The organism is Cedecea sp. AS113, from assembly GCF_037152415.1.
Taxonomy (GTDB): domain Bacteria; phylum Pseudomonadota; class Gammaproteobacteria; order Enterobacterales; family Enterobacteriaceae; genus Cedecea.
In genome coordinates, this window is the sequence record NZ_JBBCMI010000008.1 from 1 (window position 1) to 21,848 (window position 21,848).

The window sequence follows — 21,848 nt, forward strand, 5'->3', positions numbered from 1 at the left end:
AGCCAGTGGCAGGAGAAATGCCATAGCGACGGCACAGAAGACGAATGTTCGCCCCGTCCTGCGAGGCGAGCAGAACAAACTCAGAACGTAATGACATGGTATCTCTCGCATACCACGGCATAAGCGGCTCCATAAACGGGTTCTTATGCCTTAGTTGTAAGTGTCTACCATGTCCCCGAACAAGTGTTCACGATGTCCCCGGACCGTACCCCCTTGTAGGGAGAGGGTTAGGGTGAGGGTAAAAACTAGGGTGCGGGCTGAACCAATAGCTGACCGATGGAGCCACGATCGGCAAGCTCCAGCGTCTGGCTGGAGTAGAGGAACGGGAAATGCTCCCAGGAAGGCTGCCCAAAGTAGACCAGCAGCTCAACCTGCCCGTCTATCCACACGGTATCCTTCCAGCCGCGATCTTCCCCGAACGGCGAAGCCCCGTTGACGTTGCGCACCAGGAAACTAACGCCCTCAATGTGGAAAGACTGCGGCGTATCAGCGCGCACCGTCCAGCGTTCCCAGGTGCCCTGCTGAGTCTGAATATCAATCCGCTTCATATCCCACAGCTGGCCGTTAATGCCCGGATCGTCACCGAGGGTGATTTCACGGCTGCGCGTTGGGTTACCGCCGATAATCTCTTCCGGCAGAAGGCGCATTGGCAGCGTGTCGGTCACCAGCGGCAGCAGCCCGGTAGGACGCAGCGTTAACACCAGCGTGGAAATCAAAATGCTCGACGGCTCAAAGAAACCACGAATGCGATCCATGATCCCCGCCGCTTCACCGGCGGTAATCGAGACCTCTTTGCCTTCGGTCATGTCGATAAGAATTTCTCGCCGCTCTCCCGGCGCCAGCGACAGCTGCTTGACCGAAACGGGTGCCGGCAGGAACCCCTGATCGCTGGAAATCACCGCGATGGAGCGACCATCGCTCATTTGCAGCTGGTAGCGACGCGAGTTTGAGGCGTTCAACAAACGCAGACGCACCCAACCACGGGACACTTCCACGTACGGGCTTTGCACCCCGTTCACCAGCAGCGTATCGCCAACAAAACCGCCGCTGCCTGGCTCCTGATACTCTGGCGCACCGAAGTTGTCGAGTCGCTTGTCCTGGATGATAATCGGGAAGTCATCCACGCCGTAATGGTTAGGGATTGGCAGAGATTTGCTGACTTCATCCTCAATTAACCACATCCCCGCGAGGCCGTTGTAAACCTGCCTTGCGGTGCGATTCGGCGTGTTGGCGTGATACCACAGCGTAGCGGCTCGCTGGCGAATGGGTAAAACGGGCGCCCAGTCTACGTTCGGCGACATCATACGTGCGGCCCCGCCAATCAGCGGCCCCGGCACCTGCAGGCCAGCAATCGTCATCGCAACATTTTCCTGCAGACGGTTGCTGTAGATCATCTTCACGTCATCCCCGCTCCAGACGCGAATGGTTGGCCCCATATAGCGCCCGTTAAAGCCCCAAACGGGTGCCTTAGCGCCGCCGGTAAATGACCAGTGAGCGCGCTGCAGCGTCAGGAATAAGGGCTGGCCGCGACGAGATTCAAGCAGAGGGGGAACAGGTAAAGGCTGCTGCTGCCCTGCCGCGTTTGCCCTCAGCGGCACCGAGCCGGCACAAAGCGCAACTCCGGATGCCTGAATAAACTGACGCCGACTGAGTGACATAATTGCTCCATGTAAAACTGAATAACGAAAGGCGATACAAACCGTACCGCCAAAGGCGGCATTTAACTCGCCTGATTCTTTTCAACTTTGCCGGCGACTTCACGCGCGGCAACTTCTTGATTGAGTTCGTCGATTTTGGCCATCATCAGTTCACGACAGTCAGTGGCCAGCTTACGGACCTGATCTTTCCCATAAGCGCTGGTATCAATTGGCGGCAGCATTTCGACGATGACCAACCCGTTGTTCCAACGGTTTAGCTTAATTTTATTACTGGTATTGGAAACGCACACCGGAATAATCGGCACGCCCGCGGCAATCGCGGCATGAAACGCCCCGGTTTTAAACGGCAGCAGGCCTCGACCACGGCTGCGGGTCCCTTCCGGGAACATCCAGATAGAAACATTACGTTTGCGAATCTGCTCGACAACCTGGGAGATAGTACCGTGGGCTTTTGCCCGGTTATCCCGGTCAATCAACAGGTTGCCAGTCAGCCAGTAAAGCTGGCCAAAAAACGGGATCCACACCAGGCTTTTTTTCCCAACCGTTACCGTCGGCGGCTGCACGATACTCGAAGCCGTCACCATATCGTAGTTGTTTTGATGGTTACCGATGTAAATCGCGGTGGGGTGGTTTTCTGCCCCGGCAGGTAAGCGGGTTTCAACCTTGAGACCGAATACTGGCGCCAGACGCCCGAAAAGGTGCCCAAAAGTTGCCACATGGCGCGGATTACGCGGGCTAAACAGACAATAAATTGAACCAAAGATGCATACCAGGATGCAGTAAATAACGACAATAATAAAACGTACAATCGCTAGCATAACTACCTCATGAGCCGAAGCCGTTGATAAGTATATCGGCTTTAGCGTAAAACACACCGGACGGCGGCAACGCTGCCGCCGTACCCCGGATTATTCTTCGCTGTCTCCAGCTCCAGCCCGCATTGGCGAATCGACGTCCACGCGGTCGATACGCTGCAGGCCACGCATCAGCGTCCCGCGGCGGCCTCGCTCACCGGTAATTTTCTGCAGCTCTTCAGGGCGCAGCTTAATTTTACGCTTCCCGACGTGCAGCGTCAGCGTACTCTGCGGCGGCAGGATAAACAGATGTGCCAGCTTATCTTCACCTTTCGCCGCTTCGGCTGCCGGGATAGAGATAATTTTATTACCCTTGCCTTTCGACAGCTCCGGCAGGTCACTCACCGGGAACATCAGCATGCGCCCGGCGGCGGTGATCGCCAACAGCATGTCGTCTGCGCTGTGAATTTCCAGCGGAGGGAGGACGCGGGCGTTATCCGGAAGGGAAATCAGCGTTTTACCTGCGCGGTTGCGTGAAACAACGTCGTTAAAGGTACAGACGAAGCCATAGCCTGCGTCCGAAGCCATCAGCAGCTTCTGATCGTCTGCGGCCATCAGCACATAGTCAACCGTCGCACCCGGCGGTGGCGTCAGCTTACCGGTCAGAGGCTCACCCTGACCACGTGCTGACGGCAGCGTGATAGGATCCAGCGCGTAGCTTCGCCCGGTGGAGTCAATGAACGCCACCGGTTGATTACTCTTACCTTTGGCTGAGCCAAGGTAGCTGTCACCGGCTTTATAGCTCAGGCCCGGCGCGTCAATATCGTGGCCTTTGGCGCTGCGCACCCAGCCCATTTGCGACAGCACAATCGTCACCGGTTCAGACGGCACCATGTCATGCTCGCTCATCGCCTTCGCTTCACCGCGCTCATGCAGCGGAGAGCGACGGTCGTCCCCGTAGGTATCGGCATCCGACTGCAGCTCTTTTTTCAGCAGCGTGTTCATTTTGCGCTCTGAAGCGAGAATACCCTGCAGCTGATCGCGTTCTTTTTCCAGCTCGTTCTGCTCGCCGCGGATCTTCATCTCTTCCAGTTTAGCGAGGTGACGCAGCTTCAGCTCAAGGATAGCTTCGGCCTGCGTTTCGCTGATATCAAAACGAGACATCAGCACCGGCTTCGGCTCATCCTCGGTACGAATGATATGAATCACTTCGTCGATATTGAGGAACGCTACCAGCAAACCTTCGAGGATATGCAGGCGTTTAAGGACTTTTTCCAGACGGTAGTTCAGGCGGCGGCGCACCGTGTCACGACGGTAGACCAGCCATTCGCTGAGGATCTCCAGCAGGTTTTTCACCGCCGGGCGACCGTCAAGGCCAATCATATTCAGGTTAACGCGATAGCTTTTTTCCAAATCGGTGGTCGCGAACAGATGGTTCATTACCTGCTCAACGTCTACGCGATTGGAACGAGGCACAATCACCAGCCGGGTCGGGTTTTCATGATCCGACTCGTCGCGCAGGTCTTCAACCATTGGCAGCTTTTTCGCACGCATCTGGCTGGCAATCTGCTCCAGCACGCGAGCGCCTGACACCTGATGAGGCAGCGCGGTAATCACAACGTCGCCGTCTTCTTTGCGCCACACCGCACGCATGCGGATGGAGCCGCGCCCGTTCTGGTAGATTTTGCGAATATCTTCACGCGGCGTGATGATTTCCGCTTCGGTCGGATAATCCGGACCGTGGACGATATCCAGCAGGCTGTCCAGCGTCGTTTTTGGCTGGTCAATCAGCGTTATGGCGGCCTGAGCGACTTCGCGCAGGTTATGCGGAGGAATGTCTGTTGCCATCCCTACCGCAATGCCGGTTGTCCCGTTAAGCAGGATGTTCGGTAAACGCGCAGGCAGCATTTTTGGCTCCTGCAGCGTTCCGTCAAAGTTCGGGATGTAGTCTACCGTTCCCTGCCCGAGCTCACTGAGCAGCAGCTCCGCGTACTTCGACAGGCGGGATTCGGTATAACGCATGGCAGCAAAGGACTTAGGATCGTCCGGCGCGCCCCAGTTCCCCTGCCCGTCCACCAGCGGATAGCGGTAAGAGAACGGCTGCGCCATCAGCACCATCGCTTCATAACAGGCGCTGTCGCCGTGCGGATGGTATTTACCCAGCACATCACCCACGGTACGGGCTGACTTTTTGAATTTTGCGCTGGCGTTTAGCCCCAGCTCCGACATCGCATATACGATTCGACGCTGAACCGGCTTGAGCCCGTCGCCAATAAACGGCAGGGCGCGGTCCATGATGACGTACATGGAATAGTTGAGATACGCATTTTCCGTGAATTCGTGCAGCGCAAGACGCTCAGCACCATCATGAGTCAAATCACTCATTGCTCATTCATCCTCAAACTGACGAACCGATTGTGGCCACAATCGGCGTAATTGCCGCCGATAGTACCTTATCTGGCCTGTTGAGTCATAGCGATGAATAGCTTTATACGAAGCGGCAGCCCATATGGGCAAGCCGCATTTTCAGCGTTACTTCAGTTTGTTAATTTGCTTTACGTCGATTTCTATCGAGTTCCAGTCTTTATCCACTTTACCCTGAATTTCCACGGTGTCCTGAGGGGTGACCGTTTGGCCGTTCCAACGCTTATGGTCAATGTCTACGTTGATACTGTCGGTTGCATCGCGGAAAATATAATCTTCACCACCAATGCGCTGCTCAATTTTACCGGTCAGCGTCACCCAAGTGTCATCAGATAACGTTTTGGCCTGTTTTACCGTGGTTTTACTCCCCGTTGGGCCCACAAAGCCGCCCTGCTGTATAGGCTGAGTATGTACCGAGGCATTAGGGTCAACAAACCCCCCGGTCTGAGCAGCAAATAGAGGGGCTGAAGTTAAAGCGATAATGGCAAATAAAGCGGCTGTCTTTTTCATAATGTAATTCTCCTTTCGTTTCTTAGCCCCTAGTAAAGCGCCCAAATCTTAACGAGATCTTAACCCCTCGGCAGGAAGTGTTTTTTTATTACAAATTTGCGGTCTTTGCCGAAGGAGCAGGCTTTTCTTCTGTACACACAAAGACGACAGGTATTTACTGCTCGTCTTAACGGCAGCAACAAGGAGTGCGCCATGCGCCTGTTACTTATTGAGGATGACCCACTAATTGGTGACGGCATTAAAGCCGGATTAATCAAAATGGGGTTTGCAGTTGACTGGTTTAGCGATGGGCCAAAGGGGCAAGCCGCACTTGGCCTAGCCCCCTACGACGCCGTAGTGTTGGATCTCAGTCTCCCGGGCATGGATGGCCTGGATATTCTGCGCGCCTGGCGTAAAGAGGGGCACAGTCAGCCCGTACTAATCCTGACTGCCAGAGACTCGCTGGAAGAGCGCATTGAAGGATTACAGCTGGGTGCGGACGACTACCTTTGCAAACCATTCGCCCTGACAGAAGTGGCAGTGCGGTTGCAGGTACTCATCCGCCGGGCGCACGGCCACGCGCAGCCAGAGATTACCCACGGAAATGTCGTACTTTCTCCGGAAAACCATACGGTATCTCTCAACGGCGAGCCCCTACAGCTAAAGCCTAAGGAATTCGCTTTACTCGAGTTGCTTATGCGTAATGTCGGGCGTGTTCTGCCACGTACACTGATCGAGGAAAAAATCTATAGCTGGGACGATGAAGTCTCGCGCAACGCCCTTGAAGTTCACATCCATCATCTCCGTAAAAAGCTGGGCAGCGGTTTTATTCGCACCGTACACGGCATCGGCTATACGTTAGGTGATGCATGCTAAGAACGTTGACCAAAAGCTTACGCACACGCCTGACCGTAGGCTTTATAGTGCTGACCCTTGCAGCAGCAGCCTTTGCCAGTGCCGCCGCTTGGTATGAAGCCCGTAAATCGCTCAACAAGCTCTTCGATACCCAACAACTGCTTTTTGCTAAGCGGCTAAGCGTGCTGGATTTCGATGGCGCAAACAGCGCCGAGCCACAGCTTCCTCGCAGTAAAAACATTCTGAAAAAACATCGCGGTAAGCTCGATGATGACACATTAGCCTTCGCCATTTTTACCGCTGAGGGCAGGCTTGTGCTCAATGACGGCGACAGCGGTAAAGGACTGATCTATTCATGGCATAGGGACGGATTTACTGATGGGCAACTCGATGATGATGACGATCTCTGGCGTCTGGTCTGGCTGACAACGCCTGATGGTCGTTATCGTATCGTGGTCGGTCAGGAGTGGGACTACAGGAACGATATGGCTCTGGATATCGTGTCCGCTCAGCTCACGCCCTGGTTAATAGCACTGCCGCTGATGCTGGTCCTGCTGATTGGGTTAGTCAGCAGAGAGCTGGCACCGCTGCGAAAACTGGCGCAAAAACTACAGCGTCGCCCCCCCGGTGACAACAGCAGACTCGAGACTCAGCCTCTCCCGCTGGAAGTCAGGCCCCTTGTGGATGCCTTAAATCAGCTCTTTGAGCGTACAGAAGCATTTATGCAGCGTGAAAGGCGCTTTACGTCCGATGCCGCCCACGAACTCCGAACCCCGCTTGCGGCCCTGAAGGTACAGGCAGAGGTGGCTCAACTGGCGGAAGATGATGCCCAAGTCAGAGAGCAAGCGCTGAACCAGCTTCATCAGGGCATTGACCGAGCCTCCCGTCTTGTTGAACAGCTGCTGACGCTTTCCCGGCTGGACTCTCTGGCTGAACTGAATGATGTCCAGGACGTGTCACTGCAGACTCTGCTTCAGGAAAGCGTGATGGAAGCCTGGCACGCGGCCCAGCGAGAGCATATTGATATCCACCTGCAGATGCCGGAAAAACCAGTAACCCAGCTCGTTCAGCCACTTCTGCTTGGGTTGATGTTGCGCAATATCATTGATAACGCCGTCCGCTACAGCCCTGCAGGCAGCGTTGTGAACGTCGTACTTAAGGAGAATGAGCTTAAGGTTATCGACAATGGACCGGGCGTGAACCCTGAATATCTTGCCTCTTTGGGGGAACGCTTCTTCCGCCCACCAGGGCAGCTAAAAACCGGCAGCGGGCTGGGGTTGTCAATCGTTAGTCGAATTGCGGCGTTGCACGGTATGCGGGCAACTTTCGGCAACGCAGAAAGCGGCGGTTTTAGGGTTTGCATCCGTTGGAACTGAGAAATTTCAGCCGGATTATTGCTCGTGCAGCAAAAGTCTTTGCACATCCTGGTCATTTTTTCACAGTAAGGTTCTCATTATAATGATTGGCAAACGTAATTATTTAAGGGCTAACAATGAGCAACATCCTGATTATCAACGGCGGTAAAAAATTCGGCCATTCCAACGGCCAGCTTAATGACACCATGACCGAAGTCGCGGAAAGCTATTTGCGCGACCTCGGGCATGATGTCCAGGTCACCCGCGCAGACAGCGAATATGACGTTAAAGCGGAAGTTGAGAAATTCCTTTGGGCAGACAGCATCATCTGGCAGATGCCGGGCTGGTGGATGGGCGCCCCGTGGACGGTCAAAAAGTACATTGACGATGTGTTCACCGAGGGCCACGGTTCGCTGTATGCCAGCGACGGCCGTACCCGTTCAGACGCCTCTAAAAAATATGGTTCCGGCGGCCTGATTCAGGGCAAAACCTACATGATGTCCCTGACCTGGAACGCACCTTTAGAAGCTTTCACCGAAAAAGATCAGTTTTTCCATGGCGTTGGCGTAGACGGTGTTTATCTTCCATTCCACAAGGCTAACCAGTTTCTGGGCATGGAAGGGCTGCCAACCTTTATCGCTAATGACGTCATCAAGGCACCTGACGTGCCACATTATGTAGCAGAATATCGCAAGCATCTGGCTGGTATTTTTGCTTAACTGTTTGCCGGATAACATAAGGAGTTAGTCATGCTGACAGTGATTGCAGAAATTCGTACACGTCCTGGGTCACACCATCGCCAGGCGGTAATTGCAGCGTTTGAGAAAATTATTCCAACCGTGCTGAAGGAAGAAGGCTGCCACGGCTACGCGCCGCTGGTCGATCATAACGCCCAGGTCGCGTTCCAGACTACCGCTCCGGACTCCATCTTCATGCTGGAAAAATGGGAAAGCGTTGCGCATCTGGAAGCCCATCTTGAGACGGCCCACATGAAAGAACATAGCGCCCGCGTGAAAGACGACGTGCTGGAAGTGCATATCCGCATTCTCGAAGAAGCCGTGAAGTAACTGGCGTCTGAGAATGCAAAAAGGGATGGCCTGAGCCATCCCTTTTACGTTTTGGAGAAAAACGTTTAGCCCTCGATATCGGCCATGTCGCCTTTTTCCTGCAGCCAGTTGCGGCGATCTTCCGAACGCTTTTTGGCCAACAGCATATCCATTGTCGCCAGCGTGCGCTGGTCGTCTTCATCGCTGATGGTCAGTTGAACCAGACGGCGCGTATTCGGATCAAGCGTGGTCTCGCGAAGCTGAAGCGGGTTCATCTCGCCCAGCCCTTTAAAGCGCTGCACGTTTGGCTTGCCTTTCTTGCGCTTAAGCTGTTCCAGCACGCCGGCTTTTTCTTCTTCATCCAACGCGTAATAAACCTCTTTACCCAGATCGATGCGGTAGAGCGGCGGCATCGCCACGTAAACGTGACCACCTTTCACCAGTGCCCGGAAGTGGCGCACAAAGAGCGCGCACAGCAGCGTGGCAATGTGCAGACCATCGGAGTCCGCATCCGCAAGGATACAGACCTTGCCATAGCGCAACTGGCTCAGATCTTCACTGTCTGGATCAATACCGATCGCCACAGAAATATCGTGCACTTCCTGCGAGGCCAGTACTTCGTCAGAAGAAACTTCCCATGTGTTCAGGATCTTCCCTTTCAGCGGCATGATCGCCTGATATTCGCGATCGCGAGCCTGTTTCGCGGAGCCGCCCGCCGAGTCCCCTTCCACCAGGAATAGTTCGGTCCGGCTTAAATCCTGCGCAGTACAGTCTGCCAGCTTACCCGGCAGCGCTGGCCCGCTGGTCAGCTTTTTACGCACAACCTTCTTCGCGGCGCGCATGCGGCGCTGAGCGCTGGAAATAGCCAGCTCTGCCAGCTGTTCTGCCGCCTGTACGTTCTGGTTCAGCCACAGGCTGAAAGCATCCTTCACTACGCCGGAGACAAAGGCCGCACACTGGCGTGAGGAGAGACGTTCTTTCGTTTGGCCAGCAAACTGAGGATCCTGCATTTTGACCGACAGCACATAGGCGCAGCGTTCCCAAATATCTTCCGCAGAGAGCTTCACGCCACGCGGCAGAATATTGCGGTATTCGCAGAACTCACGCATGGCATCGAGCAGCCCCTGACGCAGGCCGTTAACATGAGTACCGCCCTGCATGGTTGGGATCAGGTTTACGTAGCTTTCCGTCAGCAGCTCACCGCCTTCCGGCAACCAGAGCAGCGCCCAGTCAACGGCTTCGGTGTCGCCCGAAAAATTGCCGATAAACGGTGCTTCCGGGAGGGTAATCAGGCCATTTACGGCTTCGCACAGATAGTCGTTCAGGCCGTCCTGGTAGCACCAGCGCTGCTCGGTATTATTCACCTTATCGGTAAAGGTAATCTCAACCCCCGGGCACAGTACCGCTTTCGCTTTCAGCAGATGGCTGAGGCGTGAAACGGAAAAGCGCGGGCTGTCGAAGAAGCTTTCATCCGGCCAAAAATGCACGCTGGTCCCGGTATTGCGCTTCCCGCAGGTGCCAATCACTTCCAGATCCTGCACCTTCTCGCCGTTTTCAAAAGCGATGCTGTATACCTGAGCGTCGCGGCGGACGGTCACTTCAACGCGTTTGGAAAGGGCGTTAACCACAGAGATCCCTACGCCGTGGAGGCCGCCGGAGAATTGGTAGTTTTTATTCGAGAATTTACCGCCCGCATGCAGACGGCAAAGGATCAGCTCAATGGCCGGGACCTTCTCTTCGGAATGGATATCAACAGGCATCCCGCGCCCGTCATCAATGACTTCCAGCGACTGGTCGGCGTGCAGGATGACATCCACGCGCTTAGCGTGACCTGCCAGCGCCTCATCCACGCTGTTATCAATGACTTCCTGTCCTAAATGGTTAGGACGAGTGGTGTCAGTGTACATCCCCGGGCGGCGGCGAACAGGCTCAAGCCCGGTGAGTACCTCTATATCATCGGCATTATAGGATTGCGTCATGGTTTATTCATTCAGATAGCGAAACAGGAAATCGGCCGTCAGGCCTCAGCGCAAGCCGAGGAAGTCGACAATCTGTGTGAAATAATCTTCGAAGCCCGTGAAGGCATGATTGCCACCGGGTTTCACCGTCTGGCGGCAGAGCGCGTAGTAGGCTACGGCCTGGCGGTAATCAAGCACCTCATCGCCCGTTTGTTGCAGCAGCCAAATCAGGTCTGGCGCTTCCAACGGGTCAATCTGCATGACTTTCAGATCGTAAATATGGCGTGACTCTAGCACATATTGCTGCCCGGTGTAGGGGTTCTCGTTTTTACCAAGGTAACCCACAAGCAGCTCAAAAGGGCGAACCGCCGGGTTAACCACCACCGCAGGCAGCGTAAAGCACTGCGAAAGCCAGGTCGCGTAATAACCGCCGAGGGAAGACCCCACAATGCCCAGTGGCTCTCCTCCACGTTTGAGCACCAGCGACTCTAGCAGCTCGGAAGCCTCTGCCGGATAAGGCGGTAACTGAGGCACAATCATCTCAATTTCAGGATGATGCTGAGCCAACCACGCCTTAAAACGGGTCGCTTTTGCGGAGGCCGGAGAGCTATTAAACCCGTGCAGATACAGTAACGCAGGCATTAATAACCCTCAGAAGCCGTGTCAGGACTAAATTTACCGCTTTGCAAACGGCAAACTTCCGTCGTCAGGCTGCCGTCAGGATAAAGATCGAGCCAGCGCCATCCCGGCTCAATGGTGTCGAGCGTGAAATTGGCGCAGTGAGGTTTGAACTGGACGCATGTCGAAGGCGTGGCCAGCATTCTGCGACCGTTCCAGTCGAGATCCAGTTCCTGATGAATGTGCCCACAAAGCAGCGTTTTCACCTGCGGCCAGGGCTTAAGCACGGCATCCAGTGCGGCAGCATTGCGCAGGCTGTGCTGATCCAGCCAGCTGCAGCCGGCAGGAAGAGGATGATGATGCAGCAAAAGTAGGGTGTGGCGCTCTGGAGCCGCAGCCAGCTGACGCTCAAGCCATTCCAGCTGATAGTCGCTCAGTTCACCGTGGGGAACGCCAAAGACCTGGCTGTCCAGCAGCAAGATTTGCCAGCGATCGCCGATATAAACGCGCTTGGCCGGAGAAATACCCGCTTCCTGCAGAGCGTTAAACATTGCAGGTTGAAAATCGTGGTTACCCGGCAGCCAAACGCAAGGCGCAGAAATGCGGGAGACTCCTTCAGCAAAATGCTGATAAGCCTCCACGCTGTGATCCTGGGCCAAATCCCCGGTTGCCACCAGTAAGTCGCAGGCACGCTGTTCGGCCAGAATAGCGGTCAAGACCGCCTGATAGCTCTTCCAGGTATTAATCCCGAGCAGCGTTTCGTTCTTTCCAGCGAACAAATGGGTATCGGTTATTTGCAATATCCTGATTCGGCCTCCATCGGCCACAGGAAGGGTTAACAGGCTTTCCAAATGGTGTCCTTAGGTTTCACGCACTCACTACCCACCACACTTAAGCTGCTGATATCCAGGCGGCAGCTCGATTCATTCAGGGTATCAATATCATCCATTTATTCAGGGCGTTGTGCCGTTAACCGTCCTCAACCCTAAAAAAACTAGGTATACACAGGCACGGCCATTGCTCCATGCGCTAAACAGTAGCGCAGCCAATCAGCAAGAAACTGGTTAATTTGATGCTTTTCGTCGCGTTGATGCAACTTTTTATTCGGATAATCATATCGCGCTTTGAAGCGAAAGATCTGCTGGCTTGAACACACTTCCGCGACCATCGCGTCGTGATACAGCCTGACCGACATTGACGGCAGGCTCCAGTAACTCACCGAGGGGTGCGTTTGTTCTATTTCCACCAGGGTGGTATAACGTGTTGATTCTGAAATAGTTAATCGATATCTGGCGCTATTAACCTGATAGGTTACCGTTTCGCCCGCCGCATCATTTTTCGGCAGCAGGCGGCGCAGCTGCGCGAAGTTGGTTTCGCACAAACGCATCATTTCGGGGAAGTCAGGGGTATAGCGCTTCATAATCAGTGATTCCACTCTTTTCTTAGTTGCTCATAATGCAGCTGCAGCCATTGCAAAGCGATGACCGTTGCTGCGTTGTCGATGCTCCCCTCTTCGACACACTGGTAAGCCTGCTCCCGGCTCACCACATGAACACGAATATCTTCGTTTTCTTCCACCAGGCCATGAATACCTTTGGCCTGAGTGGCATCCACTTCGCCGACTAAAATAGACAACCTTTCGCTGGTGCCGCCGGGGCTGGCTAAATAGCTCAGAACCGGTTTGGTTCGGCCCACAGCAAGGCCAGCTTCTTCTACGGCTTCACGACGCGCAACATCTTCTACGCTTTCGCCCTCTTCAATCATGCCGGCGATCATTTCTAACAGCCATGGGGTTTCGCTGGTGTCCCAGGCCGCGATACGAATCTGCTCTATCAGCACGACTTCATCACGCACAGGGTCATAGGGTAGCAGCACCGCAGCGTGACCGCGTTCAAAAATTTCGCGCCTGACTTCGCCACTCATTTCGCCGTTGAATAAACGATGACGAAAACGATAAAGATCGAGTGAAAAAAAGCCACGATAAAGCGTTTCCCGTGCAATAATTTCTACATCCTTTTTGGCGAAAGTAGCCGCTAGCTTTTCTGACTTGTTCATAGATGATGTCCTGATGACAAATGGGCGCTGGCCGGGCGATTTCAACCCTGCGTAACTGCCCTTTCAATTTTGATGTGGTAGATTGGTGAAAATTAAGGTAGATGGCACTTTACGCCAACCTGCCCGGCTGACGGAATCTGTAGAATCGGCGATCATCTTTGACTCCTGTCGGCGTTAAACAAAATAATTCTGCTTCACAACAAGGAATGCAAATGAAGAAACTGCTCCCCATTCTTATCGGTCTGAGCCTAACGGGTTTCAGCGCCATGAGCCAGGCAGAAAACCTGCTGCAGGTTTATCAACAGGCGCGCACCAGCAACCCGGACCTGCGTAAATCCGTTGCTGACCGTGACGCCGCATTCGAAAAAATTAATGAAGCGCGCAGCCCATTACTGCCACAGCTGGGCCTGGGTGCAGATTACACCTACGGTAACGGTTTCCGCGACTCTAACGGTATTAACTCCAACACGACCAGCGCAACGTTACAGCTGACGCAAACCATTTTTGATATGTCGAAATGGCGCGCACTGAGCCTGCAGGAAAAAACCGCAGGGATTCAGGACGTCAGCTTCCAGACCGATCAGCAGTCTCTGATCCTGAACACGGCCACAGCCTATTTCAACGTGCTGAGCGCCATTGACGCGCTTTCCTATACTGAAGCGCAGAAACAGGCTATTTACCGCCAGTTGGATCAAACCACTCAGCGCTTTAACGTAGGCCTGGTCGCCATCACTGACGTGCAGAACGCCCGCGCACAGTACGACACCGTGCTGGCGAACGAAGTCACCGCCCGTAATAACCTGGACAACGCGGTGGAATCACTGCGTCAGGTCACCGGGAACGACTATCTGAGCCTGGCTTCTCTGAACGTAGACGGTTTCAAAACCACCAAGCCAGATGCGGTCAACAGCCTGCTAAAAGATGCTGAAAAACGCAACCTTAGCCTGCTTCAGGCTCGCCTGAGCCAGGATCTGGCGCGCGAACAAATTCGCCTGGCTGAAGATGGTCATCTGCCGACGCTGAGCCTGAACGCATCCAGCGGCGTCACTAACAGCAGCTACAATGGTTCTAAAACTTCCGGCAATTCGCAGTATGACAACAGCTATAAAGGGCAGAACCAGGTTGGCCTGAGCTTCTCCCTGCCGCTGTACCAGGGTGGCCAGGTTAACTCTCAGGTTAAACAGGCTCAGTACAACTTTGTGGGTGCCAGCGAGCAGCTGGAAAGCGCGCACCGCAGCGTGGTACAGACCGTGCGTTCTTCCTTTAATAACGTGAACGCCTCTATCAGCACCATCAACGCTTACAAACAGGCCGTGGTGTCTGCGCAAAGCTCCCTGGATGCGATGGAAGCCGGTTACTCGGTGGGTACCCGTACTATCGTTGACGTGCTGGATGCGACCACCACGCTGTATAACGCTAAACAGCAACTCTCCAGCGCACGTTATAACTACCTGATTAACCAGCTGAATATTAAATCAGCATTGGGTACGTTGAACGAGCAAGATCTGATTGCGCTGAACAATACGCTGGGCAAACCGGTTTCAACCTCTGCGGACAGCGTTGCGCCGGAAACCCCAGAGCAGGATGCCCGCGCTGACGGTTACAACACCGCGCCAGCGACGGCTTCCACTAAGGCAACTCATGCCACTCCGGCTGCGGCCACCAGCGGGAAAAAAGCGAACCCATTCGCTAATTAATCGCCGGAATGCCAACGAAAGGGGCGTATTTTTACGCCCCTTTTTTTCTGTCTCGCGTTTGAACGTAAGGCAACGTAAAGATCTCCTGCCAACAGGCCAACATCGCTTCAATTTCAACCGCTCATCCCCTATCCTTAGCACCAAACCTACTGGGCTCAGGACTGATTAAATGAAACGGACAAAAAATATAAATCATTCATCGTTCCGCAAAAGCTGGAACGCACGCCATTTAACGCCGGTGGCGTTGGCGGTCACCGCCGTCTTTATGCTGGCCGGCTGTGAACAAAGCGACGAAACCGTCTCAATGTACCAAAACGCGGACGACTGCTCGCAGGCAAACCCGAGCAAAAGCGCGGAATGTACCACCGCCTATAATAACGCTCTGAAAGAAGCCGAGCGCACGGCACCGAAGTACGCTTCCCGTGAAGCCTGCGTGGCCGAGTTTGGCGAAGGCCAGTGCCAGCCAGCCCCTGCTCAGGCAAGCCTTGCCGGCGAAAGCCAGGCTCAGGCTCAACCGCAGCAAAGCGGCAGCTTCTGGATGCCGCTGATGGCGGGCTACATGATGGGCCGTCTGATGGGCGGCGGCGCGGGCTTTGCGCAGCAGCCGCTGTTTACCTCAAAAAACCCGGCCAGCCCGGCTTACGGCAAGTACGCCGATGCCAGCGGTAAAAGCTACGGCGCGGCCACCCCAGGCCGGACGACAACCGTTCCGAAAAGTGCGATGGCACCAAAACCTGCGACCACCTCAACGGTGACTCGCGGCGGCTTTGGTGAGTCAGTGGCCAAGCAATCCACCATGCAGCGCAGCAGCGCCACCTCCGGCAGCAGCCGTTCGATGGGCGGCTGATAAATCATGGAAAGAGTTTCTCTCGTTGAACGCCCGGACTGGCGCGAAAAAGCCACGGAATACGGCTTCAATTTTCACACCATGTACGGGGAGCCGTACTGGTGTGAAGACGCCTATTACAAGCTCACGCTGGCTCAGGTTGAACGCCTGGAAGAGGTCACCGCCGAGCTGCATCAAATGTGTCTGCAGGTTGTGGAAAAAGTGGTGGCCAGCGACGAGCTCATGGCCCGTTTCCGCATTCCGAAACACACCTGGGAATTTGTTCGCCAGTCATGGCGCAGCCAGCAGCCCTCCCTTTATTCCCGCCTGGATCTGGCGTGGGATGGCGTGGGTGAACCCAAGCTGCTGGAAAACAATGCCGATACGCCAACGTCGCTGTATGAAGCGGCTTTCTTCCAGTGGATCTGGCTTGAAGATCAGGTGGCTGCGGGCAATCTGCCCGAAGGCGCGGACCAGTTCAACAGCCTGCAGGAAAAGCTGATCGAACGTTTCGCCGAACTCAAGCAGCAGCATGGTTTCAATCTACTGCACTTTGCCTGCTGTCAGGACACGGTAGAAGATCGCGGCACCGTGCAGTATCTGCAGGACTGCGCCGCCGAATCTGACGTCGCCAGTGAGTTCCTGTTTATCGAGGAAATTGGCCTCGGCGAAAAAGGTCAGTTTACCGATCTGCAGGATCAGGTTATCAGTAACCTGTTCAAGCTCTACCCTTGGGAATTCATGCTCCGCGAGATGTTCTCCACCAAGCTGGAAGATGCCGGCGTGCGCTGGCTGGAGCCAGCCTGGAAAAGCATTATCTCCAACAAAGCCCTGCTGCCGATGCTGTGGGAGATGTTCCCGGGCCACCCTAACCTGCTGCCGGCTTATTTCGCCGAGGACAACTTCCCGCCGATGGAAAAATACGTCGTGAAGCCAATCTTCTCCCGCGAAGGCGCCAACGTGAAGATCATCGAGAATGGCCAGGAGATCGCGCGCGTTGACGGGCCGTACGGCGAAGAAGGCATGATCGTCCAGCAGTTCTATCCGCTACCAAAATTCGGCGACAGCTATACACTGATTGGCAGCTGGCTTATTAACGATCAGCCTGCAGGGATCGGGATTCGTGAGGATCGCGAGCTTATTACGCAGGATCTTTCCCGTTTCTATCCACATATCTTTGTGGAATAGAGCATTAAAAAAGCGCCCATTGGGCGCTTTTCTGTTTACCCTACCACAACCGACAGCATACTCAGCGATCCCATCTCTATGCCGTCGACCGGAATCGTCACCGGCTCTTTGCCGTCCCACGCGCCCAGGACATAAAGTAGCGGCAGGAAATGCTCCGCCGTCGGGTTAGACAGTGAACCGCCTTCATGACTGAGATAGTTCACCAGCGGATGCTCCTCCGCAGGCCCCTTCCAGGTCAGGTTGGCTTTAACATAGTCGTTAAACGACTCAGCCCAGGGGTAAGGTGTATTTTCACCGTGCCAGCGCGCAGTTCTCAGGTTATGCACCACGTTACCGCTCGCCACCAGCATAATGCCCTGGTCACGTAGCGTGGCCAGTTTGCGGCCAGTCTCCAGATGCCAGGCTGCCGGCTTCGTGCTGTCAATGCTCAGCTGCACCATCGGAATATCCGCTTCCGGGTACATCTTGATCAGCACGCCCCACGAGCCGTGGTCAAAGCCCCATGCCTCTTTATCTAACGCCACCGGCGTCGGTGCCAGCAGATCAACCAGCTGCTGCGCCAGCTCAGGCGAGCCGGGTGCCGGGTAATGCGTGTCATACAGCGCCTGAGGAAAACCACCAAAGTCGTGAATCGTCTTCGGCGCTTCCATCGCGGTCACGCCCGTTCCACGGGTGAACCAGTGGGCCGACACCACCACAATCGCTTTTGGCCGCGGCAGCGTTTCGCCGAGCTGAGCCCAGGCGCGGGTATAGCGGTTATCTTCCAGCACGTTCATCGGGCTACCGTGGCCAAGGAACAGCGCGGGCATACGTGGGCTTGTCATGATGGTGTCCTTAAATGGCTAAGATTCAATACACACAGATTACGCCCAATTTTTGTGGGAAGAACTCAGATAAGCATGATGATGATCATCAGAAATTTTGAACAGGTCTGAAAAGACGAAAACAGCGAGGCGGGAGTGAATAACAAAAGCCCGATCGCGCTGACCGGGCTTTACTTTTTTAGCTGGCTTTACGCGCTTGCGCCTGGCGATATTCCACCAAATCTTCGATGGTCACAACCGCCATATTATGTTTGCGTGCAAACTCGATGCACTCCGGCGCACGCGCCATGGTGCCGTCGTCGTTGGTCAGTTCACACAGCACACCTGCAGGTTTGAAACCGGCCAGGGAAACGAGGTCGATAGTGGCTTCGGTGTGGCCGCCGCGAGTTAACACGCCGCCCGGCTGCGCACGCAGCGGGAAAACGTGACCAGGGCGGTGCAGGTCGCTCGGCTTAGCGCCGTCGGCAATAGCTGCACGAACGGTGGTCAGACGGTCGGCTGCGGAAACGCCGGTTGTCACGCCGTGAGCGGCTTCGATGGTCACGGTAAACCCGGTGCCGAAAGCGCTGGTGTTGTTTTCGACCATCATCGGCAGATCGAGCTGTTTACGGCGTTCGTCGGTCAGGCACAGGCAAACAATGCCGCTCCCGTGGCGAATGGTCAGCGCCATTTGCTCCACGGTCATGGTTTCAGCCGGGAAGATCATATCGCCTTCGTTCTCACGATTTTCATCGTCGAGAACCATAGCGCCACGGCCTTCGCGAAGCGCATCAAGAGCACGCTCAACGCGCTCAGTCGGGGTGCCAAATGCAGAAAGTAGCGTCTGATTCATGGTAATAAAAACCTCATTAATATTATGGTTACCAGAATCAGGGCAGTCTTAGGAGCTAAAAAAATAACGCGGGCAGGCCAGGGCCTGACGTGATCGTTACTCTCTCCCATCCGGACTTTAACCGTCGGCCCCGGAATTACACCGGATCTGCTGACCTTCAGGCAAAGCCTGAAGCGCTCGCGGGCTTTCAGCGTTCGCTGATTTACCGCCGGTGGGGAGTTTCGCCCCGCCCTGAGAATAAGCAGGTTCACTATAGCGCTAATCATTTTTGTGGGCAACGATTACACAGGCAACATTTCCAGTTTATCCCCTGGCAATCAGGCATTACAATTAGCCCTATTACTCGCCAGATAATGGAAGCCGCTATGATTGACCCGAAAAAAATTGAACAAATCGCCCGCCAGGTCCATGAGTCAATGCCGAAAGGGATTCGTGAGTTCGGGGATGATGTGGAGAAGAAAGTACGCCAGATCCTGCAGTCTCAGTTAACCCGCCTTGACCTTGTGAGCCGCGAGGAGTTTGACGTGCAAACTCAGGTCCTGCTGCGCACCCGCGAGAAACTGGCTCTGCTGGAGCAGCGACTGACCGAACTGGAAAACCGCGAAGCCCCGAAAGACGCCGAGTAACGCTCCGCCCCCTGACGCTCCCGCAAAGGAAAGCGTCAGGGGGAAATTCTCAGCGTAAAAATGCCTCACTCAACCGAACCCAATATGTAGCCCCCACCGAAATACAGGCATCGTTAAACTGATACAGAGGATGATGCACTGAATAGTCGTCTTTCCCCGTCGCCGTACCCAGCCAGAGATAACACCCCGGCACCTCTTCCAGCATAAAAGAGAAATCCTCGCTGCCCATCATGCTCTTCACGTGCTGAGGATCCGCGACGTTATCCGCGCCGAACGTATCCCGGGCAACCTGAAGCGCGAATGCCGTCTGTGCTTCGTTATTTATCGTCACCGGATAGCCAAAATCCACCTCTATACAGGCCTTCAGGCCAAAACTTTCCGCCTGAGCGTGGACGAGGGTTTCAACTCGTTGTTTGAGCGCCTCACGAACCTCTTTTTTAAAGGCACGCATGTTCAGCTTCAGCACGGCTGTGTGTGGAATAATGTTGTGTGTTGTGCCGCTCTGCAGGCTGCCCACGGTCACCACCGCCGCATCCTGCGGGTCGATATTGCGAGAGACAATAGTTTGCAGCGCCATCACAATAGAGGCTCCGGCAATCGTAGGATCGATACAGTGCTCCGGCATCGAGCCATGCCCACCTTTACCTTCCAGCGTGATGGTCAGGCTGTCAGAAGAGGCCATTAGCGCCCCCGGCTTCGTCACCCACTGACCGGCGGGGATCAGGGGGAAATTATGCAGCCCAAACACCGCGTCGCACGGGAACAGCCTGAACAGACCGTCGTCGATCATCCGCTTAGCACCGCCGATCTTTTCTTCCGAGGGCTGAAAGATCAGATGCAGCGTCCCGTTAAAAGGCTTCTTCTCCGCCAGGTAGCGAGCCGCAGAAAGCAGAATGGCGCAGTGGCCGTCATGCCCGCAGGCATGCATCTTACCTTCCACCTGGCTTGCCCAGGGCAGCCCGGTTTGCTCTTGCATCGGCAGCGCGTCCATATCGGCGCGGATCCCCAATCTTTTACTGCCGCTTCCCACTTTTAGTGTCCCAACCACCCCGGTGCCGCCTAACCCGCGATGTACTTCATAACCCCAGCCGGTCAGCAGTTCAGCAATACGATCGCTGGTGCGGAACTCTTCAAACCCCAGTTCCGGGTTTTGGTGGAAATCACGCCGAAGGGCGATCATCTCTTCTTCACGATCCAGAATCTCTTTAATCAACATAGGTAGCTCCTTGTATTAAGCGTCAGGTTGCGTTTTCCGTTCCCGCCAGACAAGCAGCGCCGCCAGCGAAACGAAAGAGCAAAAAATCAGATACCAGGCCGGCGTCATCGGCTGACCCGTCGCTTTAAGCAACCAGGTCACGTTAAATTGCGCAAAGCCGCCAAATAGGGTGACGCCAACGGCATACACAATGCTGATGCCCGAGGCCCGAACCGTTTTCGGAAATGCTTCGAGCAGCAGCAGGAACAGCACCACCGTGCACACATTCGCCAGCACCTGATCGACAGCGATTAACGCAATAGTGATCCACAGCGGCATACCGTTCAAAATCGACGCGAAGATTGGCCAAACCAACAAGAGTGAAACGGCAAAGCAGAACGTCATGATCGGCTTACGTCTGGGCAGCCTGTCCGCCAACTTTCCTGCGAAAAAAGGGATCAGGAGCGTCATCAGCGCCGCCGTCAGGCTTATCCAATAGGAGGTCGCCGCCGGCATGTGCAGCGTGTTCACCATGTATGCGGGCATGTAATAAATGATGATGTAGAACGTTGTCGTGCCTTTCATTATCAGCAAAATGCCCAACAGCAGAGCCCGACGATGCTCCCGCCAGAGGATTTTGGCCGAGTTCTCCTTTTGGGGAGTCGCTTCAGTATGATGCGTTTCCGGCAAATGGCGCCGGATGTACATCCCAATGGGCATGATCGCCAGACCCAGAATAAAGGGCACGCGCCAGCCCCAATCGTACAGGGCCTCTTCGCTGAGGTAGTGGCTCAATCCTGCTCCCATTGCCGCCCCAAACAGCGCGGCGCCGCCCTGGCTGGTCATCTGCCAGCTCACCCGCTGCCCGCGCCGGGATTTATCTCCGGCCTCCATCAGCCAGCTGGTTGCCGCGCCGATTTCGCCCCCGGCGGAAAAACCTTGCAGCAGGCGGCCAGCAATCAACACGATGGGCCCCAGTATTCCGACCTGGCTGTAAGTCGGCGCAAACGCCACCAGCATCACGCCAAGGGCCATCAGTCCGAGGATCAACGTCATCCCGGAACGGCGGCCATGCTTATCCGCATAGTTACCCAGCACCAGGCTGCCCAATGGGCGCATCACAAAACCGACGCCAAAGGTCGCTACCGCCAGCAGCAGCGAAACATAGTCATTACTGGAGGGAAAAAAAAGGTGGCCAATGATCACTGAAAAGAAGCTATAAACCGCAAAATCATAGATTTCTAATCCGTTACCCAATGTTACCGCCACCAGAGACTTAGCGCTGGTTCGCTCTTCCAGAGGACGGCTTTGAGGCGGCATCGCGGCGATCAACCCGCTAGCCGCTGAGGCAGTACTTGCAGATGATTTCATGCTCACTTCCTTCTCATTATTTTTTGCATGTCGGGCT

Annotated in this window: 21 protein-coding genes, 1 pseudogene and 1 riboswitch; of the genes and pseudogenes, 8 read left to right on the top strand and 14 right to left on the bottom strand. The window is 54.9% G+C overall.

Annotation, left to right across the window (positions count from 1 at the left end):
- The 5 genes and pseudogenes from WFN87_RS11145 to WFN87_RS11165 form a co-directional block, all read right to left on the bottom strand.
- Positions 1-121: pseudogene (locus WFN87_RS11145) on the bottom strand (IS481 family transposase); the annotation flags it as partial.
- A gap of 124 nt (positions 122-245) precedes the next feature.
- Positions 246-1,658: a cell division protein FtsP gene (gene ftsP / locus WFN87_RS11150; RefSeq protein ID WP_039297975.1), complete on the bottom strand. Its 1,413-nt coding sequence runs from the start codon at positions 1,656-1,658 to the stop codon at positions 246-248.
- A 62-nt stretch (positions 1,659-1,720) separates the two neighbouring features.
- Complete coding sequence (locus WFN87_RS11155; protein ID WP_336982980.1) at positions 1,721-2,476, bottom strand: 1-acylglycerol-3-phosphate O-acyltransferase; 756 nt, start codon at positions 2,474-2,476, stop codon at positions 1,721-1,723.
- A 90-nt stretch (positions 2,477-2,566) separates the two neighbouring features.
- A complete protein-coding gene (gene parC, locus WFN87_RS11160; protein WP_336818880.1) occupies positions 2,567-4,837 on the bottom strand; it encodes a DNA topoisomerase IV subunit A in 2,271 nt (756 codons plus the stop codon).
- Between the two features lie 147 nt (positions 4,838-4,984).
- Positions 4,985-5,386, bottom strand: coding sequence for a YgiW/YdeI family stress tolerance OB fold protein (locus tag WFN87_RS11165; protein ID WP_336708672.1), 402 nt, complete (start codon positions 5,384-5,386; stop codon positions 4,985-4,987).
- Between the two features lie 192 nt (positions 5,387-5,578).
- Between WFN87_RS11165 and qseB the strand changes: the two genes are divergently transcribed.
- The 4 genes from qseB (at position 5,579) to WFN87_RS11185 (ending at position 8,642) form a co-directional block, all read left to right on the top strand.
- Positions 5,579-6,241, top strand: coding sequence for a quorum sensing response regulator transcription factor QseB (qseB, locus tag WFN87_RS11170; RefSeq protein ID WP_336708671.1), 663 nt, complete (start codon positions 5,579-5,581; stop codon positions 6,239-6,241).
- Positions 6,235-7,596: a quorum sensing histidine kinase QseC gene (gene qseC / locus WFN87_RS11175; RefSeq protein WP_336982979.1), complete on the top strand. Its 1,362-nt coding sequence runs from the start codon at positions 6,235-6,237 to the stop codon at positions 7,594-7,596. Before qseB ends, qseC begins: the two co-directional genes overlap by 7 nt.
- A gap of 116 nt (positions 7,597-7,712) precedes the next feature.
- On the top strand, positions 7,713-8,294 hold the full coding sequence (locus tag WFN87_RS11180) for an NAD(P)H-dependent oxidoreductase (RefSeq protein ID WP_039297985.1): 582 nt from the start codon (positions 7,713-7,715) through the stop codon (positions 8,292-8,294).
- A gap of 30 nt (positions 8,295-8,324) precedes the next feature.
- Positions 8,325-8,642 carry a putative quinol monooxygenase gene (locus WFN87_RS11185; RefSeq protein WP_008460925.1) on the top strand — a complete coding sequence of 106 codons (318 nt, stop codon included), beginning with the start codon at positions 8,325-8,327 and terminating at the stop codon, positions 8,640-8,642.
- Positions 8,643-8,707: 65 nt separating this feature from the next.
- On the opposite strand, the gene parE is transcribed toward WFN87_RS11185, so the two are convergent.
- The 5 genes from parE to nudF form a co-directional block, all read right to left on the bottom strand.
- Positions 8,708-10,600, bottom strand: coding sequence for a DNA topoisomerase IV subunit B (parE, locus tag WFN87_RS11190; protein ID WP_008460924.1), 1,893 nt, complete (start codon positions 10,598-10,600; stop codon positions 8,708-8,710).
- 45 nt (positions 10,601-10,645) lie between these two features.
- Positions 10,646-11,221, bottom strand: coding sequence for an esterase YqiA (gene yqiA, locus WFN87_RS11195; protein ID WP_008460923.1), 576 nt, complete (start codon positions 11,219-11,221; stop codon positions 10,646-10,648).
- The gene (gene cpdA, locus WFN87_RS11200) at positions 11,221-12,048 is read right to left on the bottom strand and encodes a 3',5'-cyclic-AMP phosphodiesterase (RefSeq protein WP_166878031.1); all 828 of its coding nucleotides are present in this window, start codon (positions 12,046-12,048) and stop codon (positions 11,221-11,223) included. Before cpdA ends, yqiA begins: the two co-directional genes overlap by 1 nt.
- A gap of 143 nt (positions 12,049-12,191) precedes the next feature.
- Positions 12,192-12,617 carry a DUF1249 family protein gene (locus tag WFN87_RS11205; RefSeq protein ID WP_008460921.1) on the bottom strand — a complete coding sequence of 142 codons (426 nt, stop codon included), beginning with the start codon at positions 12,615-12,617 and terminating at the stop codon, positions 12,192-12,194.
- 2 nt (positions 12,618-12,619) lie between these two features.
- Entirely contained in the window at positions 12,620-13,252 is a 633-nt protein-coding gene (gene nudF, locus WFN87_RS11210; protein ID WP_166995184.1) for an ADP-ribose diphosphatase, read from the bottom strand.
- Between the two features lie 212 nt (positions 13,253-13,464).
- Between nudF and tolC the strand changes: the two genes are divergently transcribed.
- The 3 genes from tolC (at position 13,465) to WFN87_RS11225 (ending at position 16,963) form a co-directional block, all read left to right on the top strand.
- Positions 13,465-14,949, top strand: coding sequence for an outer membrane channel protein TolC (gene tolC, locus WFN87_RS11215; protein WP_442892768.1), 1,485 nt, complete (start codon positions 13,465-13,467; stop codon positions 14,947-14,949).
- 169 nt (positions 14,950-15,118) lie between these two features.
- A complete protein-coding gene (locus tag WFN87_RS11220) occupies positions 15,119-15,796 on the top strand; it encodes a DUF1190 family protein (RefSeq protein WP_008460913.1) in 678 nt (225 codons plus the stop codon).
- A gap of 6 nt (positions 15,797-15,802) precedes the next feature.
- Positions 15,803-16,963, top strand: a complete 1,161-nt coding sequence (locus tag WFN87_RS11225) for a glutathionylspermidine synthase family protein (protein ID WP_008460911.1) — start codon at positions 15,803-15,805, stop codon at positions 16,961-16,963.
- Positions 16,964-16,998: 35 nt separating this feature from the next.
- On the opposite strand, the gene ygiD is transcribed toward WFN87_RS11225, so the two are convergent.
- Together ygiD and ribB are read right to left on the bottom strand one after the other, a co-directional pair.
- Positions 16,999-17,787, bottom strand: coding sequence for a 4,5-DOPA dioxygenase extradiol (gene ygiD, locus WFN87_RS11230; RefSeq protein ID WP_336982977.1), 789 nt, complete (start codon positions 17,785-17,787; stop codon positions 16,999-17,001).
- 178 nt (positions 17,788-17,965) lie between these two features.
- Entirely contained in the window at positions 17,966-18,619 is a 654-nt protein-coding gene (gene ribB, locus WFN87_RS11235) for a 3,4-dihydroxy-2-butanone-4-phosphate synthase (protein WP_008460907.1), read from the bottom strand.
- Between the two features lie 94 nt (positions 18,620-18,713).
- Positions 18,714-18,862: riboswitch (FMN riboswitch) on the bottom strand.
- A 122-nt stretch (positions 18,863-18,984) separates the two neighbouring features.
- Between ribB and ubiK the strand changes: the two genes are divergently transcribed.
- Positions 18,985-19,245, top strand: coding sequence for a ubiquinone biosynthesis accessory factor UbiK (gene ubiK / locus WFN87_RS11240; RefSeq protein WP_008460905.1), 261 nt, complete (start codon positions 18,985-18,987; stop codon positions 19,243-19,245).
- A 49-nt stretch (positions 19,246-19,294) separates the two neighbouring features.
- Here ubiK and WFN87_RS11245 read toward each other — a convergent pair whose 3' ends face one another.
- Together WFN87_RS11245 and WFN87_RS11250 are read right to left on the bottom strand one after the other, a co-directional pair.
- Entirely contained in the window at positions 19,295-20,461 is a 1,167-nt protein-coding gene (locus WFN87_RS11245) for an amidohydrolase (protein ID WP_166995178.1), read from the bottom strand.
- Between the two features lie 15 nt (positions 20,462-20,476).
- Positions 20,477-21,811 carry an MFS transporter gene (locus WFN87_RS11250; protein WP_336818875.1) on the bottom strand — a complete coding sequence of 445 codons (1,335 nt, stop codon included), beginning with the start codon at positions 21,809-21,811 and terminating at the stop codon, positions 20,477-20,479.
- Positions 21,812-21,848: the final 37 nt, after the last annotated feature.

Coding starts and splice junctions, on each gene's coding strand:
- ygiD (WP_336982977.1), bottom strand. CDS start 17,787: ATGACAAGCCCACGTATGCCCGCGCTGTTCCTTGGCCACGGTAGCCCG.
- ftsP (WP_039297975.1), bottom strand. CDS start 1,658: ATGTCACTCAGTCGGCGTCAGTTTATTCAGGCATCCGGAGTTGCGCTT.
- WFN87_RS11220 (WP_008460913.1), top strand. CDS start 15,119: ATGAAACGGACAAAAAATATAAATCATTCATCGTTCCGCAAAAGCTGG.
- nudF (WP_166995184.1), bottom strand. CDS start 13,252: ATGAACAAGTCAGAAAAGCTAGCGGCTACTTTCGCCAAAAAGGATGTA.
- parC (WP_336818880.1), bottom strand. CDS start 4,837: ATGAGTGATTTGACTCATGATGGTGCTGAGCGTCTTGCGCTGCACGAA.
- yqiA (WP_008460923.1), bottom strand. CDS start 11,221: ATGCCTGCGTTACTGTATCTGCACGGGTTTAATAGCTCTCCGGCCTCC.
- WFN87_RS11250 (WP_336818875.1), bottom strand. CDS start 21,811: ATGAAATCATCTGCAAGTACTGCCTCAGCGGCTAGCGGGTTGATCGCC.
- parE (WP_008460924.1), bottom strand. CDS start 10,600: ATGACGCAATCCTATAATGCCGATGATATAGAGGTACTCACCGGGCTT.
- WFN87_RS11165 (WP_336708672.1), bottom strand. CDS start 5,386: ATGAAAAAGACAGCCGCTTTATTTGCCATTATCGCTTTAACTTCAGCC.
- ribB (WP_008460907.1), bottom strand. CDS start 18,619: ATGAATCAGACGCTACTTTCTGCATTTGGCACCCCGACTGAGCGCGTT.
- WFN87_RS11185 (WP_008460925.1), top strand. CDS start 8,325: ATGCTGACAGTGATTGCAGAAATTCGTACACGTCCTGGGTCACACCAT.
- qseB (WP_336708671.1), top strand. CDS start 5,579: ATGCGCCTGTTACTTATTGAGGATGACCCACTAATTGGTGACGGCATT.
- WFN87_RS11205 (WP_008460921.1), bottom strand. CDS start 12,617: ATGAAGCGCTATACCCCTGACTTCCCCGAAATGATGCGTTTGTGCGAA.
- tolC (WP_442892768.1), top strand. CDS start 13,465: ATGAAGAAACTGCTCCCCATTCTTATCGGTCTGAGCCTAACGGGTTTC.
- ubiK (WP_008460905.1), top strand. CDS start 18,985: ATGATTGACCCGAAAAAAATTGAACAAATCGCCCGCCAGGTCCATGAG.
- WFN87_RS11155 (WP_336982980.1), bottom strand. CDS start 2,476: ATGCTAGCGATTGTACGTTTTATTATTGTCGTTATTTACTGCATCCTG.
- WFN87_RS11180 (WP_039297985.1), top strand. CDS start 7,713: ATGAGCAACATCCTGATTATCAACGGCGGTAAAAAATTCGGCCATTCC.
- WFN87_RS11245 (WP_166995178.1), bottom strand. CDS start 20,461: ATGTTGATTAAAGAGATTCTGGATCGTGAAGAAGAGATGATCGCCCTT.
- qseC (WP_336982979.1), top strand. CDS start 6,235: ATGCTAAGAACGTTGACCAAAAGCTTACGCACACGCCTGACCGTAGGC.
- WFN87_RS11225 (WP_008460911.1), top strand. CDS start 15,803: ATGGAAAGAGTTTCTCTCGTTGAACGCCCGGACTGGCGCGAAAAAGCC.